The organism is Haliscomenobacter sp. (assembly GCF_033763495.1).
GTDB lineage: Bacteria > Bacteroidota > Bacteroidia > Chitinophagales > Saprospiraceae > Haliscomenobacter.
Window position 1 is genome coordinate 45,058 of the sequence record NZ_JANRKL010000193.1, and the last position, 18,509, is coordinate 63,566.

Here is an 18,509-nt window from a genome sequence, read left to right on the forward strand (position 1 = left end):
CTAAATCGTCTATCATTTGTGCTTTTTGTGGGTTTTTAAATTTTCTGGTTCATGGAAGAATTCAGAGAGCTGGTTCTATTGTTAAAAAATTACTCAGCCGATCAGCACATTGAGGTATTTGATAGCATTTCTATCAAACAAATACCCTTCTGGGCTAGCAAGTCATTTGAAAATGGGCATGCCGATGGTGATCTTCAGGTAGAACCTAATGCGGAGATGAATGGTCAATCAAAAACAACTAGTCAGGACTCAGACCAGTCCCGTCAACGACTTTGGAACACCTTGCTGTTTTTGGATTTGACCAAGGAAGATCACCAGGATCCCCAAAGAGTAGCGTACCTGTGTTGGCAACGACTCGCAGTGTTAAAAACCCTCATGGCTGCAGGGGCCTTCAAATCCTTACGCGAAATTGCCGAGTCCATTCTTCATTTGGCCAAGACCTACGAACTTACCACCATTGTGATCGAAACTGCCGCTCAACTTCGGCAATTCAGTGCCTTGTACAATGGCAACATGAATGGATTTGAAAAATATTGCCGCATTATTGGTCAATACGAAAGTATACTCCAGGCTGAACAGGCGGCAGAAGATGAGTACTGTGCCTATTTATTTCTTCAAAATCAGGGGATCAGTAGCCCCCAATTTCTAGCTAAACAGGCAAAAGAAGCTTGTCAGAGACTCCAAATTCACGCGCAGTCTTGCTTCAGCAGCGCTTTTGTGCTCAATTTTTACTTTCTGAAACTTCAGGCTGCTTTTCTGGAGTCTGAATGGGAGGAAGTTGTACAAATCAGCAACCAGGCTACCCAACTGTTGAACCGCAAAAGTATATCCAGCCCCGCAAAAATCAGTGCTTTTTTCCTAAGCAAAGCCCTGGGCTGGGCCAACCTGGGTAAACTTGATCAAGCTCTGGTGGCATTGAATACGGCCATTGCCGACGAAGTAGCAGGTAGCTCCAATTGGTATCGCCTGCAAGAAATGAAACTGACCTGGCTGTTACACCTGGACAAACATGCTGAGGCACTTGACCTAACCAAAAATTTAAACCTAAAAAATAGATACCCAGAATGGCCTTTGGAGCAAAAGCAATTGTACAACAGTATTTTGTTGTGTTTAATCGACACAGGAGAGCTTCCTATCTCGAACCGGGTCAAGGGCATGTTGATGGCCAATTGCCTACCCTTTCGCAGTTTGTATTTACCTGAACTAAATAGTACCAATTTAGACAGCAAAGCTGCCTTATTGCTGGTGCAAGTGCCCAAATGGGTACAAAGTGGGGCAAGTGGGCAAGTGGCAAATTGGTTTCAAAAATACCTGAGCTTAAGTGGCGCTTGTATGCCCCATGCTGCGCGTATACAAACCTTGATCACCAGTTTGCTAGAAATTGAAATGGGGAAAAATCCGGCCATGGTGGCACAAGAAGGTATAAGGCATTTGAAAAACCTGCCCCTGGATTACAGCAGTCCAGAAGCAGCTCCGGAAATTATCCGAGTTGAACAAATTTTTCATATGCTGATTGAAATTCAATCAAACGCTGTTTGTAGTAAGTCAAACCCATAAAATACCCATGCTATTGTTAATCAAATCACTGTAAAATGGAAGACCTAAAAGAGTTTGCCCAGGTCATCGATGGATATAAATTGCGCCAAATCGAAGTGCTGACCAGACCACTTCGCACAGAAGTACCAGAAACGCGCTACAGAATCATGTACCATGCCCTGGCCGAGGGGCAGGTACGCGATGAATTGGATGGAGCTAAATTGTTGGGATTGGATGTAAAAGGCCGTCCTTTCCGGCGGTTTTTAATGGAATTCCGACGGCGTTTGTTTGCTCCATTGTTGTTTTTAGATACAGAAAGCAGTCCAAACTTCAACGCTACCCAAAAAGCCAATTTTGAGTGCCTGCGCAAACTAGCTACATTCCAGACCCTCGTGTACCGCCATTGCCCTGAAAACGCCCAGATTCTTGCCAAATCCATCATCGAAGTGGCCATCAACAATGACGTGACTCTGGTCGCCCTCGAAATGGCTACTTTTTTAAAACGGTACTATGTTGAACGGGTGCCCGATTCAGATCAATACCTTTATTACAAAGAATGCGAGGAAAGGTTGCGCCTGGATTGGATAGCGGAAAACAAGGCCATGGAGAGTTACCAGGCCGTCATCGCTCCATCTGTAAAATATAAATCAACCCAGCTACAAATCTCAAAGCGCGCACAGGCTTTGTTGGGTTCCTTGTCCCAGTACAAAGAAAAGTGCAACACAATCATTTTTGTGAGCGGGTATTATGCTACAAAATACATCGGGGAGATGTCCAGATTTCGTTGGCATGATGCAATTGCAGTGTGTGACGAGGCCATCCAAATTTTAGAAAAAAAAGCCTGTACTTCCCCCAGGATTATGGCTGTTTTTAAAGTCCATAAAGTGATCTGTCTGACCATGTTGGATCGCTATGCTGAAGCTTTGGATTTGAATTCCGAAGTCATTCAAACTGAAATAGAGGGCTCAAGAAACTGGTTCTTATACCTGGACAACCAGATGCTCGTTTCGCTAAAGGCGAGTAATTTTCAAGTTGCACATGAGGCTGCTGCAAAAATATATACCAATAAGAACTTTGCAGCAATGCCTGCATCCATCAAAGAGTCCTGGACTCTTTTGGCTGCTTATTTGATTTTAGCCGACCGCAATCAGGCGATCAACCCGGCTATACAGCTCGAAAAAGTTTTGAATTTCAGGTTGAACAAATTTTTAAACCAAGTCCCCAACTACTCCAAAGACAAAAAAGGGCTGAATGTACCTATTCTGATTGCTCAGTTTTTGTTCTTGTTGCAAGCCAAGAAGTTTGACGAAGCTTACCATAAATTGATCGCACTGCGAAAATACCGGGTGAAGCACTTCAACTCCGAAGATGGTTACTATCGTACCCAACTATTCATCCGGATGTTGTGCACTGTAGCCAGTTCCTCTTTCTCCAAAAAAGTATTTATTTACAAAACAGCCGACATGATCAAAACAATCAGCAAGATTCCCAAAGGTCATCCTGACCAGCATTTTAAGATTGAAATTGTCCCTTACGAGCTCTTGTGGCAATGGGTCCTAAATTGCCTGGAATAGGCGATACCTCAACTCACGAGTAATTAGATTACAGTGTGGCCATCTACACTAAAGAGATAGCCACACTGTTCAAAGGATTAAATCAACTTCAATTCCAGTACGCTTACCACCTGTTTTTGGCCGACCTACATCTTGTTGTAATTCCAACAAATTGAACGATTCATTGCGCTCAAAAAGAAGATCGATCAGAATTGTCAACGCATCGGTACATAAAGTTTTCATAGCTTGATATTTTGGGTTTGTGATGAAGCTTAATTGCAAAAGCAAATCTATACACTTCACCCAATCCAGTCACGCCACTTTTGCACAATCCAGCACAGGCCATATTTTGAGTTTCGCCCCAAATTGATGGAAAATGGCTAACCCAAAAAATAAGTATTGCCCAGGCTTTATTAAAAATTATTGCCCAATCAAAAGGGAAGAAAAAAATAAAACAGTTGAAATTGTAGACAATTTGAGTTGTTCAAACACGGTTGAACCCTGTAAATCAAATGCTTAATATTTCTAATTTCAAAAAATAACAAAAAACTAACCTGTCTTTTTTAGCAGTAGAACGTAACCTGTACTCTGTAAATTTCCCACGTACTTTGTTGAACAAACAAAGAAGGAAGAAAATTCTTCCACATAAGTTCCTTCTTAATACCTGTTGCCAAAATCCGAAGCGTAGCTCAAGGGCTACGCTTTTTACAAACGAATTTATACGCCCAATAATAGAACTCTGTAAGTTTATTTGATTTTGTACAATATAACACTGTAATTTATAGTGCTTATATTATTCCCAAAGGGGTCCAAATGTAGCGTTTTTTGTCATTGATTTTGTTCCCGCTACAAATGGATCCTTTTTTTATTTCCTGATTTCCAGTATCATACCCTGCTTTTATTCCACACCAATCCCCATTCGGCGCATCAATACCGAAGCATTAAAACTCTGACTGATGCCAGCTTTAAGGGTGTAATCGAAATACAACTCATCACCCTGGATGTCCACTTCCATACACACATTTTGAATCAAGCCGGGGTTTTCAGCTTCCATCGCCGTAAGCTCCAGGTCATGGGTGGCAATAAAGCCAGCACTACCATGGCGCAACAATTGCAACATCAAGGCCCGTGAGCCCTGATGCCGATCCCGGGAATTGGTACCTTTCAAAATTTCGTCCAAAAGGAAAAATACCCCAACAGGTTGTCCTTGTTGCGCAATTACTGCATCGAGCATAGCCCGCAAGCGGCGCAACTCAGCATAAAAAGAAGAGGCACTGGCCGAGAGGTCATCCTGTGTACGCATCCCCGTAAACACCAACAAGGGCGGCATACTCAAAGCCTGTGCACATACCGGTGCGCCCATTTGCGCCAACACCAGATTGACTCCCAGGCTGCGCAACCAGGTACTTTTCCCCGCCATATTCGAGCCAGTGAGCAGTTTCAGGTGCTGTTGAGTAGGCATCTGCAAGTCGTTGCCGATGCGTCGATTCCCTGGGATCAAAGGGTGCCCCAGTTTTTGGGCCGATAGGCTCGCTTCCTGGTGAATTACCGGAAAAACCCAGTCTGGCTGGTTGTAGTGTAAGTTGGCTAAACTGTTCAAAGCATCCATTTCTCCCAAAGCCACAAACCATTGGGAAAGGTTTTCTTTGTGTTCAAACTTCCATTTTTCCAATTGATACACCCATTGCAAGTCCCAAACTCCAATCAAATTTAGGAATATGGCAAAGGGGTTATTGCGCACATTGAGCTGCCCCAGGTAGTAGGATAATTGACGGATGGCTCGGGAGGCACCAAATTGGGCTTCAGTGTTGCGAAAATGTGCTTGCAGGTTTTGTAGCAAGGGAGTGGTAACCTCTAACTTTTCAATTTGTTGGATCAGCATCCCGTAGCGAAGCAACCAGCTTTCGGCCTTAGCAGTGTATTCCAGGGTGCGATTGACTAGCTGTAGCGTTTGGCGGAGCAAAAGGGCCGCAGGCAAAACTGCGAGCAAAATCAGGATCAGCGGATAATTGGGTACAATGACGATCAAGGCCGCTATCCCCCAGATGGGCAATAGCCACAGTGCCCAGCGCATCCATTTTTTGCCAAACACAAAAAAAGGCTCATCCATCCATTTTTGCAAAGCCAACTGATACACTTGCTCATCAACTTGTGCCATGCCATAAGCCCGAAAATGTTGGCGCCAATCGAGTTGGGGACCCAATTCCTGCACTGCCTGCTGCCGTTCCTGTACTTTCTCAGGTTCAGCGGCGGTCTGTAGCCAATTGGCCAATTGATTAGCACCTGCTGCGGTGGCAGTTCGGTTGCAAAATTGGAAAATTGAATAGGAGCCAAACAAATCCAGGTCGCCGGAATAAGGGTGCAATGAGTCAGCGTACTGTTCGCCATCGGCAAATTCCGAAAAATGGTAACCCAACGCAGCCTGTTCTTGCCGATTGACTTCCGCTAAGCGACGATGGTGTTGCTCTGCTTCCTGTACCTTACGGTGCCGCAGGATCATCCACAAAAAAAGCGCAATGGCCAAAATCGTCCATGTCAGCGCTAAACTCCAGTGCTGCTGGGCCAAAAAGATGATCAAAGCGATGGCAAAAACGAAGTACAACAAGCGCCCTAAAGAGAGCAAGTTGTAGCGTTTTTTCAATTGATCGGCCACTTGCCGAAAGTGTTTCTCTCTTTCCTGATAATTCATATTGCGAATATTCGCTGGAAAAAACTATTTTTAACCCGGTATGAGTACAAAAGCACAAAACGAACGGATTCTTTTCGGCTTGAAGGTAAAACAACTTCGACAGCATTTGAACCTATCTTTCGCAGATTTATCGGAGAAGGCAGGGATGTCGGTGTCATACCTCAACGAAATTGAAAAGGGGAAAAAATACCCCAAAGGGGAAAAAATCCAAACCCTGGCCAAAGCCCTAAACGTGGCCCCCCAGGATTTGACATCATTTAACGTAGATGAAAGTTTGGCCCCTGTACACGACTTATTGCAATCCAACTTTCTCAACGAACTTCCTTTAGAGCGTTTTGGCATTGATCTGGCCAAAGTAGTTGAAATCATCGCCGGTGCACCCTCCCGGGTTGGGGCATTTATTTCCACCTTGCTGGAGTTGTCGCGCAATTACGCCTTGCGGCAAGAGCATTTTTATTTCAGCGCACTGCGCTCTTATCTTGAGCTCAACAACAATTACTTTGATGGCCTCGAAAAAGCGGCCGATCAGTTCCAGTTGGAGTTCCAGATACCCGCCAAACGCCCCATGACTGGCGAAAAGCTGCGCAATATTTTGGAGGAAAAATACGACTACATCGTTCACGAAAATGGCTTGGACCGTTATCCCGAGTTGCAGCATTTGCGTTCTTTGTTCATCCCCAAACGTAAGGAGTTGCTCCTGAGCAGCAAACTTTCTCCTATTCAACGAACTTTTGAATACGGCAAAGAATTGGGTTTTCAATTCCTCAACATCAAAGAACGGGCTTATACTTCTTCCATTTTACGGGGCCGTACCTTCGAGGAGGTATTGAACCACTCTCAGGCCATTTATTTTTCCGTAGCGCTGCACTTGCCGCTTAAAGCGATTGTGCAGGATCTGGAGTTGTTTTTCCAGCGCAAAACATGGAACGGCGAAGCCTTCCAGAACATCATCGGCAAGTACGATGCTACGCCTGAGATGTTTTATCATCGTCTGACCAACCTTCTGCCCGGCTTTTTTGGCATTCGCAAGTTGTTCTTCCTGCGTTTTGTACACGACCCCATTCAAAACAGTTTCGACGTTGACAAAGAGTTGCACCTCAACCACAAGCACCATCCGCATGGCAATGGGATTTATGAGCACTATTGTCGGCGTTGGGTGTCCATTGACTTGTTGCAAGAACTGGCCAAACTCAAATTAGCGGGCAAACCTAGTGAGTTGTTGATTCGACCCCAAATTTCACACTACCTCAATACCTCCGACAAATACTTGTGCATCACCGTTGCACGTCCTTCCTATCCTTCACCCAATAAAAATGTGAGCGTAACCATCGGCTTGCTGATTGATGATGAACTGCGTGCTAAAGTGCAGTTTTTGAACGATCCAAACATCCCTAGCCGTGAAGTGCACACCACTTGCGAGCGCTGCCCGCTCGAAAATTGTGTCGAACGCGCGGCAGAACCCTCGATTGTCCAGAAAAAGCAGCAATTTCAACAAATCCAGGAGCGTTTGAATAAGCTGTTGAGTTAGTTTTTCTACACTTGCGTTTATTACAACAAAACACAAAAAAAATGTTCAAGCATTTACTGTTTGTCACCCTGAGCTGTTTGTCCTTACTCACACTACAGGCTCAAAAGGCCATTACTCTGGAAGATATTTGGAAAAAATACACCTTCTCCACGCGTAGTGTACCAGGCTTTACTTTTCAGAATGATGGTCGCCATTACACCAAACTCGACCGCAACAAAATTATCCAACTGGACCTGACCACCGGAGCAACCACCGCTACCATTCTCGACCCGGCCACCCTGAGCAATAACGTACAAATTGAGGAATACCAGTTTAGTGCCGATGAAAGCAAAATCCTGCTGGCTACTGGCATTGAACCTATTTATCGCCACTCCAGTCGAGCCACCTTTTATGTGTACGACCGCAACCAAAAACAACTGACCCCTTTATTCGCGGAGGGGAAAGTGATGTACGCCAGTTTTTCTCCAAAAGCGGATAAAGTGGCTTTTGTATACAAAAACAACCTATATTACAAGGAACTAGCTTCGGGAAAAACCACCCAAATCACCAAAGATGGTGCCCTCAATGCGATCATCAATGGCGCTACGGACTGGGTATACGAGGAAGAGTTTTCGATGGACAAAGGTTTCGCCTGGTCGCCTGATGGCAGCAGCATTGCCTTTTTTCGTTTCGACGAGCAGGAGGTGCCTCAATTTACCTTAACCAATTTTGAGGCGGGTATGTATCCCGATTATGTGACGTTTAAGTACCCTAAAGTTGGGGAAAAGAACTCCAAAGTTGGCATCCACATCTACAACCTCAGCACAGGCCGGACCGTAAAAACCGAAACCGACCCTGCCACGGAATACATCCCTCGCATCAAATGGACCAATGACCCCAATAAACTCAGCATCTTTTTGCTCAACCGCCACCAAAACCAACTGGACCTGGTGTTTGCGGATGCCACCACAGGCAAAACCCAGCTCATCTTGCAAGAGGACAGCAAATACTACGTGGACATCCACGACAACCTCAGTTTTTTGCAGGATGGCAAACACTTCATCTGGAGCAGTGAAATGGATGGCTGGAACCACCTCTATCTTTATGAACTGAGCGGCAATATGGTGCGCCAAATAACTAGCGGCAAATGGGAAGTGAGCAGTTATTATGGGGTGGATGAAAAAACGGGAACCCTATACTATCAGGCAGCCGAAAATTCAGCTTTAGAGCGGCAGGTCTACCAAATTGGGCTGGACGGCAAAAACAAAAAGCCGCTGTTTGCCGAAAAGGGTTGGGCCGAAGCTCAATTCAGCCCTACCTTTTCCTATTATGTGATCGATCATTCCACGGCCAATGCGCCAAGCACCTACACCGTTTTTGACCAAAAAGGCAGTAAAATTCGGGTAATCGAGGACAATGTTTTTGTCAAAAATCTACAAAAGGAATACAACGTACAGCCTGTGGAGTTTTTTGCTTTCAAATCCCGGGCAGGAGTAGACCTTAATGGCTGGATGATCAAACCTGCCAATTTTGACCCCACCAAAAAACACCCCGTTCTGATGTTTCTCTACGGTGGCCCCGGCAGCCAGGAGGTAAAAGACAGTTGGCGTGGCCAGAACTACTGGTGGTTCCAACTATTGGCCCAAAAAGGCTACATCATTGCCTGTGTAGACAATCGAGGCACGGGTGGCCGTGGTGAAGAATTTAAAAAAATGACCTACCTGCAATTGGGCAAATACGAAACGGAAGATCAAATCGACGCCGCCAAATATCTGGGCAACTTGCGCTATGTGGATCAAGGGAAGATTGGCATTTTTGGTTGGAGTTACGGGGGCTACATGTCTTCGCTCTGTTTGTTCAAAGGAGCAGGCACCTTCAAAGCCGCCATCGCCGTAGCACCAGTGACCAACTGGAAATGGTACGACAACATCTACACCGAGCGCTACATGCGCACGGTACAAGAAAACCCTAATGGATACAAAGACAATTCCCCGATCAACTTTGTAGACCAACTAAACGGAGAATACCTGCTGGTACACGGCATGGGTGACGACAATGTCCATTTTCAACACACCGCCGAGCTGGTCAATGCGCTGGTGGATGCCGACAAACAGTACGACACCTATTTTTACCCCAATCGCAACCATGGCATTTATGGGGGCAACACCCGCTTTCACCTGTACACCAAAATGACGCAATTTCTGGACGATAAACTGAAAGGACCTGAGCAAAAACCGAATGGCGCCTATGCCCGGGAAGCATTGGACCGGGATATCACCAAGTTTCGCCAGCAACCGATTAAGCCCAAAATAACGCAACAACAACCACAAATCAAGCAATAACCCAGAAGTAGTGGGGCAAAATGAGCACTTATTTCTTTATCGCCCCTAGTAATGGAACTTTCCATTAACTAACCGGTTATATTTGCAAGCAGCGACGCATTCAGAACCAGGCTGGATGCGTCGCTGACCCAAAAGTTTGGAGAACAATGAAAAAGAAAGCCGCTCCGGAAATTGTAAATCGCCGAGCAACCTTTGAATACCATTTTGACAGTCGCTACGAGGCAGGGATTGCCTTAATGGGGACAGAAATTAAATCCTACCGGGCCGGGCACCTCAACCTGAGTGATGCCTATTGTGTGTTTGATAAAGGTGAGTTGTACATTCACAATTTATACATTGCCGAGTACGAAAACGGTACTTATTCTAACCACGTTCCCCGTCGCTTGCGCAAACTGCTCCTCCGCCGCCAGGAATTGCGCAAACTGGAACGCAAATCCAATGAAAAAGGCTACACCATTGTGCCTTACCGCGTTTACTTGAGTGAAAGAGGTTTTGTAAAAGTGGAAATTGCCTTGGCTCAGGGTAAAAAATCTTACGATAAACGGGATTCCATTCGGGAAAAAGACAACAAGCGGGAACTGGATCGGCTCAAAAAAATCAAACTTTAACCTGTTTTAGGAACAAAAAAACAGGAACTCTTTTGCCCCAATATTAATGCCGCTCCAAAGCAAAGTATTGCCTTAATGTAATGATTGTCCAGGCTCTTAACACCTGTTCGACATGGGCTTCCTGCTTGGCTGCAATGGCCACTAGTAGGTTTTCCTCCTCCTTTTGGAATAAGTCTCCGCTGTAAAACTCCTGCAATTTATCGTTGTATACCCGCTTTTGCACCCGCGCAGCTTTGGACCAGATTTCAAAGCCCAAATGCGCTTCAACACACAGTCGTTCCAAGGTTTGGATGTCTTTTTTCGTGGGGCTTTCCAGCCAGCAGGAAAAGGTAAAATAAAGGGAGCGCTGCTGAAGGCCCAATTCGGCATGTACCGGAAAGCGGCGACGTTTGGCCACATTGTAACCAATGACTTGTCGGTCAAAAACTACAATGTCTAAAAAATGACGGTCAGAATCGGGATGTGGAATGCTCGTGATTTGTGCCCGAGCCTGGTCAAGTGGTTTGGCCCAAATCATTTCAAATAGGCCGCTGTGGGTAAGTTGTAATGAGATCAAGGCTGAGCGCGGATTGCTGGGTCCGAATTTTGACCATACCGAATTGGCCAAGCGCTCTTTTCCCAATGCAACCGCAGTTATGCCCAAGGTCCACCAGGTATCTGCCAAACTGGCATCGAGTGAAAGGGCTTTTTTGGCATAGTACATGGCTGGTTTCCACTCTGCCCGTTTTTTGTAAATCTCCGCCAATTGCACATACGCTTCCACGACCTCTGGTGCCAGCTTAATGCAGCGCTTGTACAACTTCACGGCGTTGTACACATCGCCGCGGGCATCGTATTCGCGGGCTTGGGCGAGCAGGAGGGCGTGGTCAGACATGGTTGTTGTTCTAGAGACCTTTCTGTTGCAATAATAGGAAATAAGTGACAGCAAGGGATAAGTTAGCAAAAATAAAGTAAGTTTGTAGACGAAATCGGGCAGCTAAATTTAGCGAATATCGTAGCGTTAAAGAAATGATCCACAAGGAATTCAATATTACCGGGACTTGTTTTCCTGAATTGCACTACATGGCAGATATCTCCCAAAAGTTCGCGCAAACCATGACAATGGTGCAGCAGGGAAAGTATTTTGTCATCAATCGCCCCCGTCAGTATGGTAAAACTACGATGCTAGAGGCTATTGCCCGCGCTTTGAGAGAAACCCAGGAATGGTTGGTTTTTAACCTTAGTTTTGAAGGTTTAGGTAGTGCGTCTTTTCAAGATGAAGCCGCATTTTGTCGCGCCTTTTTAGGGCTGATGAAGTTACAAATGACCGAATCCAATGAGGATACTTTTGCCGATTTTTTCAACACCGCTCAAAAAAACACCCACACTTTATCTGACTTATCACAAACCATCAGCACTTTTGTCGCAAAAGCCGAGCGAAAATTGGCACTCCTGATTGATGAAGTAGATAAAAGCAGTAACAATCAATTGTTTTTAGATTTTCTCAGTGTGCTGCGCAACAAGTACCTAAGGCGGCACCTCAAAACTGAACGTACTTTTGACTGTGTAATCCTGGCAGGCCTCCACGATGTAAAATCACTTAAGCTCAGACTCCGACCTGATGAGGAGCAAAAATTCAATTCTCCTTGGAATATAGCTACTGATTTCACCATAGATATGAACCTCCAGCCAAATGAAATCCAGCCGATGCTGGAAGAATACGCGAGGGATAATCAAGTGAGTTTAGAGGCAGCTTCAATTGCCGAACGTTTGTTTTACTACACTTCAGGATACCCCTTTTTAGTGAGCAAATTGTGCAAAGTCATTGCAGAACAATTGCTTCCCGAAAAACTGACCCGCAGCTGGGAAGCAATAGATGTTGAGCTTGCCGTTGCCAAAGTAGTCAAGGAAACCAATACCAATTTTGAAAGTCTGATCAAAAGCTTGGAGAATAATGCTGATTTGTACGAGTTTGTATTTAAAAATCTGGTTGAGGTAGAATATCAAAGTTATTCGATTCATGAACCACTGGTAGCTCTGGGGTTAATGTACGGCATCCTCAAAAACGGTCAGGGAATCAGCATCCACAATCGGATTTACGAGGAAGTGATTTATGATTACATGACTTCGAAAACCCGCTCACAGGTAAATCTGTCTGAATACAACTTGAGTAAAAATTTTATTCTGCCTGATCAACGCCTGAACATGGAGGCCGTTTTGCTGCGTTTTCAAGCTTTTATGCGCGAGCAAGACAGTCTGAAAGACCAAAACTTTCTGGAGCGCAACGCTCGGCTGGTTTTTTTAGCTTTTATCAAACCCATCATTAATGGTTCGGGTTATGATTTCAAAGAACCACAGATATCTGAAGAACGGCGTTTGGATGTGGTAATTACCTACCTGCAGCACAAATACATTGTAGAACTAAAAATCTGGCGCGGCCCCGAAGCACATGCGGATGGCTTGCAACAATTGGTCAATTACCTAGATCGGCAATCTCTGTCAACGGGATATTTGTTGATTTTTGAGCAGTTGAAGCAGAAGACTTGGGCCAGTGAGTGGGTGGAGGTAGATGGGAAAAGTGTTTTTGTGGTGCGGGTATAAACAAAAAGCCCTTGAACATTTAAAATACAATGCTCAAGGACTTTTTAAAACATTCAGATTAAGTAGTTCCTATAGTTCTTCGGCACCTTTTGCCTATTTCACTGTCACCGCCAAATTCAATTCTTTCAACTGCGCATCCGCAATCCCGGAAGGTGCATCAATCATCATATCCCTGCCCTGGTTGTTTTTCGGGAAGGCGATAAAGTCGCGGATCGAGTTTTGGCCATTCATTACAGAGCAAAGGCGATCAAACCCAAAGGCGATACCCCCGTGTGGTGGCGCGCCAAACTCAAATGCCCCTAGCAAGAAGCCGAACTGTGCTTCTGCTTCTTCATCGCTAAAGCCCAGGAGGCTAAAGTTTTTCATTTGCAGGTCGCGATCGAAGATTCGAATCGAGCCCCCACCAATTTCGACACCATTCAACACCAAATCGTAGGCGTCAGCGCGCAAGCCTTTCAGGACATCGCGGTCGTTGGAAGCCATTTTGGCCACGTCATCCGGTTTGGGCGAGGTGAAGGGGTGGTGCATGGCGTAAAAACGCTCGGTGTCTTCGTCCCATTCCAGGAGCGGGAAGTCCAGTACCCAGAGTGGTTTGAAGTCGCCAGCTTTCATCAAGCCCATGCGGCGGCCCATTTCCAGGCGCAGTTCGCCCAATTGTTTGCGGGTTTTTTCCTCCTCACCCGCCATGATGAGCATCAAGTCGCCCGGTTTTGCGTCCAGATGGTTCGCCCAATCGCGGAGTTGATCTTCGCTGAAAAATTTGTCAACGGAAGACTTTAAGGTTCCGTCGGTATTGTAACGAACGTACACCAAACCTTTGGCACCGATTTGGGGGCGTTTTACCCACTCGGTCAGTTCGTCGACCTGCTTGCGCGTGTAATCAGCCTGACCTGTAGCATTGATGCCAACTACCAGTTCAGCGCTGTCAAACACGACAAATCCTTTCCCTTTGGTCAGATCAGTCAAATCAGCGAAAGGCATGCCGAAGCGCAAATCGGGCTTGTCAGAACCATACAGGCGCATGGCGTCATCATAAGACATCCGGGGGAAATCGCCCAATTCCAGCCCTAGCGTATGCAGAAACAAGTGACGGGTCAGCGCCTCGAAGGTATTCAAAATGTCTTCACGAGTGACAAAGGCCATCTCGCAGTCGATTTGCGTAAACTCCGGCTGACGATCGGCGCGTAAATCTTCATCCCGGAAACACTTCACGATTTGGAAGTAACGGTCAAAACCAGCTACCATCAAAATCTGCTTGAAGGTTTGAGGAGATTGGGGCAAAGCGTAAAACTGACCGGGATTCATGCGGCTGGGCACCACAAAGTCGCGCGCACCCTCTGGTGTACTTTTGATCAAAAAGGGCGTTTCGACCTCAATGAAGTTTTGATCAGACAAAAACTTGCGCACTTCCAGCGCCAGTTTGGAGCGGAAGATCAGGTTGTTTTGTACCGGACTGCGCCGCAAATCCAGGTAGCGGTATTTCATCCGGAGGTCGTCGCCACCGTCGGTTTCATCTTCAATGGTGAAAGGAGGTACTTTGGAGGAATTGAGTACCCGCAGGGATTGAGTTACAATCTCAATGTCGCCAGTAGCCCGATTGGGGTTTTTATTGCTGCGTTCGCGCACGGTGCCTTCAATCTCGATGACGAACTCGCGGCCCAATTTACGAGCCTGTTCGCACAAGCTGGCGTTTTCTTCCATGCTGAACACCAACTGGGTAATGCCGTAACGGTCTCGCAGATCCAAAAAGGTCATGGCACCAAAATCACGGGTGGTTTGCACCCATCCACTCAATTTCACAGTCTTGCTGACATCGGCGATACGCAGGTCGCCGCAGGTATGCGTACGGTACATAAAAAATGTTTTAGTGGCGCAAAAGTAAGGCTTTAGGTCATAAGAAGGTCAAAATACTTTTGGAAATGACAAATTTGAAATTGTTTTGACGCAAAACCGAATCCCGTCATAAATTTATTGCGTTTATATCAGCGGAAAGGGTTGACTTTTGTCAGTGCGTGCTAAAAATCACCGATGTTTTTTTGCAAGGAAAATGTCAAGAAATCCAAGGTTTCTGAAATGCAATTTAGATTTCGTCCAAATAATCGAATTACTTAATGTTGTTACAGAACCGTGACATTATTTCCCAAGCGGCATTCTATTTTTGCATCATTCATTCAGTAGACACCGTAAGTACCGGATAAAAAGTCAATCATCCCAAACCCTTGCGAGAATTAACCGCTTAGTAATTCAACAGTGTCATTTTTTTAAGCAAACAAGGTTATGTTAGACAATTACAAAATCCTTACGGTCACCCACAAACGTGTAAATTTACACAGCATCAGCGAGTTTGTGGTCAAAACCTCCGACCCCTCGGCGTTGAAAATGCGCTTGCAGGACCTTAAGGAACAATTTGGTTTGGATGAGCTTTTGTATTTGTCTACTTGCAATCGGGTGATGTACTTCTTCCACACTGAGCGCAAATTAGACCTGGTTTTTGCCGTAGAGTTTTTCAAACAAGTCAATCCACAACTCGAAGACGAAGTTTTAGGCGCGCTGGAAGACAGTGTGCAGATTCTGGAAGGTATGGATGCCCTGGAGCACTACTTCACTGTTTCTGCTTCGATGGATTCGATGGTGATTGGAGAGCGCCAGATTTTGGGTCAACTCCGCGACGCTTACGACCAATGTAAAGAATGGGGCCTGATCGGCGACAACCTGCGCATGGCAATGGATCAGGCTGTTGCTGTTGCCAAATCGATCTACTCCAATACCCGTATCGGCGACAAACCTGTTTCGGTAGCTTCACTGGCCATTCAAAAAATGATGCGTTACCACCTCCCTAAAGAGGCGCGCATCCTGATTGTAGGAGCAGGCCAGACCAACGCATTGATTGCGAAATTTTTGGACAAGCACCATTACAGCGAAGTAACGGTGTTCAATCGCACCATTGCAAAAGCGGAAGAAATCGCCGCCATTTTTCCGCACGGTCGTGCATTTGACCTGAATGCGCTGCACAACTACCGTGAAGGTTTTGATGCACTGATTGTTTGTACAGCTGCAACTGAGCCAGTTATCACTCCCGAACTTTATCCACAATTGTTGAATGGAGAAACTGGTGCCAAGATTTTAATCGACTTATCCATTCCTCACAATATCGCCCCCGAAGTCGTAAAGAATTACGAAAACCACTACATCGAGATTGAAGGCCTGCGTGCATTGGCAAAAGAAAACCTCGCTTTCCGCGAATTGGAGGTGCAAAAAGCCAAAGCAATGCTCGAAGATTTCATCGAAGAACTGCCCAAGGTATTCCAACAACGCCGTTTGGAAATTGCCATGCGCCAGGTGCCTGTTGAAATCAAAGCCGTAAAAGATCGTGCACTGAACGAAGTATTCCACAAAGAAGTCGCACAGCTGGATACCAATACCCGTGATTTGCTGGAGCGTATGTTGGAGTACATGGAGAAAAAGTGTATTGGTATTCCGATGAAGGCAGCTAAAGAAGTGATCTTTTAGCCTAAGCCGCCAATAAAGTATCTTCCATTTTGAACAATATTTACCATCTCCTTTGCATTGAACATGCAAAGGAGATTCTTGTTTTAATGTAGAACGGTAACCATGAAATATTTCTTCACCCTGCTGCTGTGTTGGTTGGCTTTCACGCTGAGTTTTGCTCAGGAAAGCAACAAAGGAAAAGTGACCATCAAAGGCCAGACTTATGACTACATCATTGACGATGCCGGCGACACCTTAATTATGGCAGGTTTGGGGGAAGTTTCCATCACTTCTTTGCGTTCGTTTGAATCCGAAGAGGATTACAAAAAATACCGCAAATACCGCCGTTATGCTTACTCCGTCTATCCTTACGCAGTGGAAGCCGTGCGCATTTTTCGGGAAGTGGAAGCAGTAACCAACGACATCAAAAAAGGCCAAAAACGCAAATACATCAAAACGCTACAGGAAGACCTGGAGGAAAAATTTGAACAGCCCCTCAAAAAACTCACCCGCACTCAGGGGATGCTCCTCATCAAAATGATCGAACGTGAGTTGGATACGCCAATGTATGACTTAGTAAAAGGCTTGCGCGGCGGATGGACAGCGACTTATTGGAGTGTATTGGGAGGATTTTATGGCCACCACCTCAAAGAGGGCTACCAACGGGGCAAAGATCCGATGCTGGATATCGTGTTGGATGATTTGAATCTGACGTATGGGCAAAAAAAACCGTAGGGGCACCCCTCCGTGGTTGGCCCAATGTGATCGCCCCTACGACAACCGGAATTGCACATATTTTATCGTCTTCTTTTCCGCCAAATGCATCCGTTCATAATAGGTTTTGATTTCCAACTCGGGCAGCGGCAACTCCTTCGCATAAATATCATCATCGGTATACAACAGGGTCGCTTCCGGGTAGTCCCTGATCACCGTCAGGGTAAACTCATATAAGGTAGGGTCATCCGTTTTGAGGTGGACAATCCCGCCAGCGGGCATCATCTTGCGGTAACGATCCAAAAAAGCAGGCGAAGTAAGCCGGCGATTGGTTTTGCTGTTGCGCAAAAAAGGGTCAGGAAAAGTGATCCAAATCTCATCCACCTCCCCTTCCGCAAAGAAATGCATAATTTGTTCGATGCGGGTACGCAGGAAGGCCACATTGGGTAATCCTTTTTGCAAGGCGGCAGTTGCTCCTTTCCAAATGCGGGCTCCTTTGATGTCCACCCCGATGAAATTTCGTTCGGGATACATTTCACCCAGGGCCACTGAATATTCTCCCCGACCACAAGCCAGTTCAAGGGTAAGTGGGGCATCGTTTTTGAAATGACCAGCTTTCCACTGGCCTTTCAAATCCACAATTTGCCCATTTTCACCCGCTAATTGGGGATTTCCCGAATCGAAGTTTTCGTAAACATTCGGGAATGACAACAACTCTGCAAATTTCTGTAGCTTATTCCGCTTGCTCATAACGGGTATTGTCCTATTTTGGGGTGCAAAACTAAAAACATTAGTGCATGAAAATCTCACATACCCTGATTTTTCTCCTCCTGGTTCTCGGTTTTGGGCAATTAAATGCCCAGAAATCCAAGATGAAAAAGATTTTTAACGGCAAAAACCTCGATGGTTGGGTGGTTCCAGCTCCAGAATCTTGCTGGACAGTATCCAAAGGAGTCTTGCTGGTCAAAAGTGAACCTACCAAAAAAGGTGCCATCCTGTGGACGGAAAAATCCTATCAAAATTTCGTCTTACAAGCCGAGTTCTTGATGGGTGAAGGCACGGTTGATTCCGGTTTTTTCCTGCGCTCCGAAAATGACCAGATTCAGATTGGCATTTCTGGTTCACTTAAACGAGACATGACCGGCTCACCTTACATTCCTAAACTGCGTTACCCTGTGGAAGCTACCGGAGTCAAGGAATTGCTCAAGCCCAAAGAATGGAACTCACTTCAAATCAAGGTAATCGGCAACACCTACACCGCCTACCTCAATGGCAAACAAGTAATGACTTACACCTCAGAAGGGATGGCCGCTTCCGGCCCCATCGGCATCCAATTGCACCCTGGCAACGAAATGTCGATTAGCTATCGAAAGATTATGTTGGCAGAATTGTAAAATTCCTGCCCACAGGCAGACAAATTTCATAAAAATTGCAGCCGAAATCCAACTACAATTGTTATTTTTAGATATCAGACTTTAGGCACCTTCTGTA

The 18,509-nt window shown here is 45.7% G+C and carries 14 protein-coding genes; 9 read left to right on the top strand and 5 right to left on the bottom strand.

Features of this window, described 5'->3' with window-relative positions; all coding sequences use genetic code 11:
- The first annotated feature begins 51 nt into the window (after positions 1–51).
- Complete coding sequence (locus SFV55_RS22310) at positions 52–1,557, top strand: hypothetical protein (protein ID WP_320031775.1); 1,506 nt, start codon at positions 52–54, stop codon at positions 1,555–1,557.
- A 35-nt stretch (positions 1,558–1,592) separates the two neighbouring features.
- Complete coding sequence (locus tag SFV55_RS22315) at positions 1,593–3,110, top strand: hypothetical protein (RefSeq protein WP_320031776.1); 1,518 nt, start codon at positions 1,593–1,595, stop codon at positions 3,108–3,110.
- A gap of 69 nt (positions 3,111–3,179) precedes the next feature.
- Here SFV55_RS22315 and SFV55_RS22320 read toward each other — a convergent pair whose 3' ends face one another.
- Complete coding sequence (locus SFV55_RS22320; protein ID WP_320031777.1) at positions 3,180–3,332, bottom strand: hypothetical protein; 153 nt, start codon at positions 3,330–3,332, stop codon at positions 3,180–3,182.
- A gap of 655 nt (positions 3,333–3,987) precedes the next feature.
- Positions 3,988–5,778 (bottom strand): MutS-related protein, encoded by a 1,791-nt coding sequence (locus tag SFV55_RS22325; protein ID WP_320031778.1) that lies wholly within the window; start codon positions 5,776–5,778, stop codon positions 3,988–3,990.
- A gap of 40 nt (positions 5,779–5,818) precedes the next feature.
- Between SFV55_RS22325 and SFV55_RS22330 the strand changes: the two genes are divergently transcribed.
- From SFV55_RS22330 to smpB, 3 genes are all read left to right on the top strand, one after another.
- Positions 5,819–7,306, top strand: coding sequence for a helix-turn-helix domain-containing protein (locus SFV55_RS22330; RefSeq protein WP_320031779.1), 1,488 nt, complete (start codon positions 5,819–5,821; stop codon positions 7,304–7,306).
- Positions 7,307–7,347: 41 nt separating this feature from the next.
- On the top strand, positions 7,348–9,627 hold the full coding sequence (locus tag SFV55_RS22335; RefSeq protein ID WP_320031780.1) for a S9 family peptidase: 2,280 nt from the start codon (positions 7,348–7,350) through the stop codon (positions 9,625–9,627).
- Between the two features lie 146 nt (positions 9,628–9,773).
- A complete protein-coding gene (gene smpB, locus SFV55_RS22340) occupies positions 9,774–10,235 on the top strand; it encodes an SsrA-binding protein SmpB (protein WP_320031781.1) in 462 nt (153 codons plus the stop codon).
- A 43-nt stretch (positions 10,236–10,278) separates the two neighbouring features.
- Here smpB and SFV55_RS22345 read toward each other — a convergent pair whose 3' ends face one another.
- Positions 10,279–11,109, bottom strand: a complete 831-nt coding sequence (locus tag SFV55_RS22345; protein ID WP_320031782.1) for a tetratricopeptide repeat protein — start codon at positions 11,107–11,109, stop codon at positions 10,279–10,281.
- A 134-nt stretch (positions 11,110–11,243) separates the two neighbouring features.
- Here SFV55_RS22345 and SFV55_RS22350 point away from each other — a divergent pair, with 134 nt between their 5' ends.
- Positions 11,244–12,815, top strand: a complete 1,572-nt coding sequence (locus SFV55_RS22350) for an AAA-like domain-containing protein (protein ID WP_320031783.1) — start codon at positions 11,244–11,246, stop codon at positions 12,813–12,815.
- Between the two features lie 93 nt (positions 12,816–12,908).
- Here SFV55_RS22350 and aspS read toward each other — a convergent pair whose 3' ends face one another.
- On the bottom strand, positions 12,909–14,669 hold the full coding sequence (aspS, locus tag SFV55_RS22355) for an aspartate--tRNA ligase (RefSeq protein WP_320031784.1): 1,761 nt from the start codon (positions 14,667–14,669) through the stop codon (positions 12,909–12,911).
- Between the two features lie 423 nt (positions 14,670–15,092).
- On the opposite strand from aspS, the gene hemA reads away from it, so the two are divergent.
- Together hemA and SFV55_RS22365 are read left to right on the top strand one after the other, a co-directional pair.
- Positions 15,093–16,325 carry a glutamyl-tRNA reductase gene (gene hemA / locus SFV55_RS22360; RefSeq protein WP_320031785.1) on the top strand — a complete coding sequence of 411 codons (1,233 nt, stop codon included), beginning with the start codon at positions 15,093–15,095 and terminating at the stop codon, positions 16,323–16,325.
- Between the two features lie 102 nt (positions 16,326–16,427).
- Entirely contained in the window at positions 16,428–17,039 is a 612-nt protein-coding gene (locus SFV55_RS22365; RefSeq protein WP_320031786.1) for a DUF4294 domain-containing protein, read from the top strand.
- Positions 17,040–17,075: 36 nt separating this feature from the next.
- Here the strand turns inward: SFV55_RS22365 and trmB are convergent, their stop codons facing one another.
- Positions 17,076–17,768, bottom strand: coding sequence for a tRNA (guanosine(46)-N7)-methyltransferase TrmB (trmB, locus tag SFV55_RS22370; RefSeq protein WP_320031787.1), 693 nt, complete (start codon positions 17,766–17,768; stop codon positions 17,076–17,078).
- Positions 17,769–17,815: 47 nt separating this feature from the next.
- Between trmB and SFV55_RS22375 the strand changes: the two genes are divergently transcribed.
- Entirely contained in the window at positions 17,816–18,412 is a 597-nt protein-coding gene (locus tag SFV55_RS22375; RefSeq protein WP_320031788.1) for a DUF1080 domain-containing protein, read from the top strand.
- Positions 18,413–18,509 lie beyond the last annotated feature (97 nt).

What these genes read in the sequence shown, in the direction of transcription:
- SFV55_RS22310 (WP_320031775.1), top strand. Translation starts at nt 52, where the DNA reads ATGGAAGAATTCAGAGAGCTGGTTCTATTGTTAAAAAATTACTCAGCC.
- SFV55_RS22315 (WP_320031776.1), top strand. Translation starts at nt 1,593, where the DNA reads ATGGAAGACCTAAAAGAGTTTGCCCAGGTCATCGATGGATATAAATTG.
- SFV55_RS22320 (WP_320031777.1), bottom strand. Translation starts at nt 3,332, where the DNA reads ATGAAAACTTTATGTACCGATGCGTTGACAATTCTGATCGATCTTCTT.
- SFV55_RS22325 (WP_320031778.1), bottom strand. Translation starts at nt 5,778, where the DNA reads ATGAATTATCAGGAAAGAGAGAAACACTTTCGGCAAGTGGCCGATCAA.
- SFV55_RS22330 (WP_320031779.1), top strand. Translation starts at nt 5,819, where the DNA reads ATGAGTACAAAAGCACAAAACGAACGGATTCTTTTCGGCTTGAAGGTA.
- SFV55_RS22335 (WP_320031780.1), top strand. Translation starts at nt 7,348, where the DNA reads ATGTTCAAGCATTTACTGTTTGTCACCCTGAGCTGTTTGTCCTTACTC.
- smpB (WP_320031781.1), top strand. Translation starts at nt 9,774, where the DNA reads ATGAAAAAGAAAGCCGCTCCGGAAATTGTAAATCGCCGAGCAACCTTT.
- SFV55_RS22345 (WP_320031782.1), bottom strand. Translation starts at nt 11,109, where the DNA reads ATGTCTGACCACGCCCTCCTGCTCGCCCAAGCCCGCGAATACGATGCC.
- SFV55_RS22350 (WP_320031783.1), top strand. Translation starts at nt 11,244, where the DNA reads ATGATCCACAAGGAATTCAATATTACCGGGACTTGTTTTCCTGAATTG.
- aspS (WP_320031784.1), bottom strand. Translation starts at nt 14,669, where the DNA reads ATGTACCGTACGCATACCTGCGGCGACCTGCGTATCGCCGATGTCAGC.
- hemA (WP_320031785.1), top strand. Translation starts at nt 15,093, where the DNA reads ATGTTAGACAATTACAAAATCCTTACGGTCACCCACAAACGTGTAAAT.
- SFV55_RS22365 (WP_320031786.1), top strand. Translation starts at nt 16,428, where the DNA reads ATGAAATATTTCTTCACCCTGCTGCTGTGTTGGTTGGCTTTCACGCTG.
- trmB (WP_320031787.1), bottom strand. Translation starts at nt 17,768, where the DNA reads ATGAGCAAGCGGAATAAGCTACAGAAATTTGCAGAGTTGTTGTCATTC.
- SFV55_RS22375 (WP_320031788.1), top strand. Translation starts at nt 17,816, where the DNA reads ATGAAAATCTCACATACCCTGATTTTTCTCCTCCTGGTTCTCGGTTTT.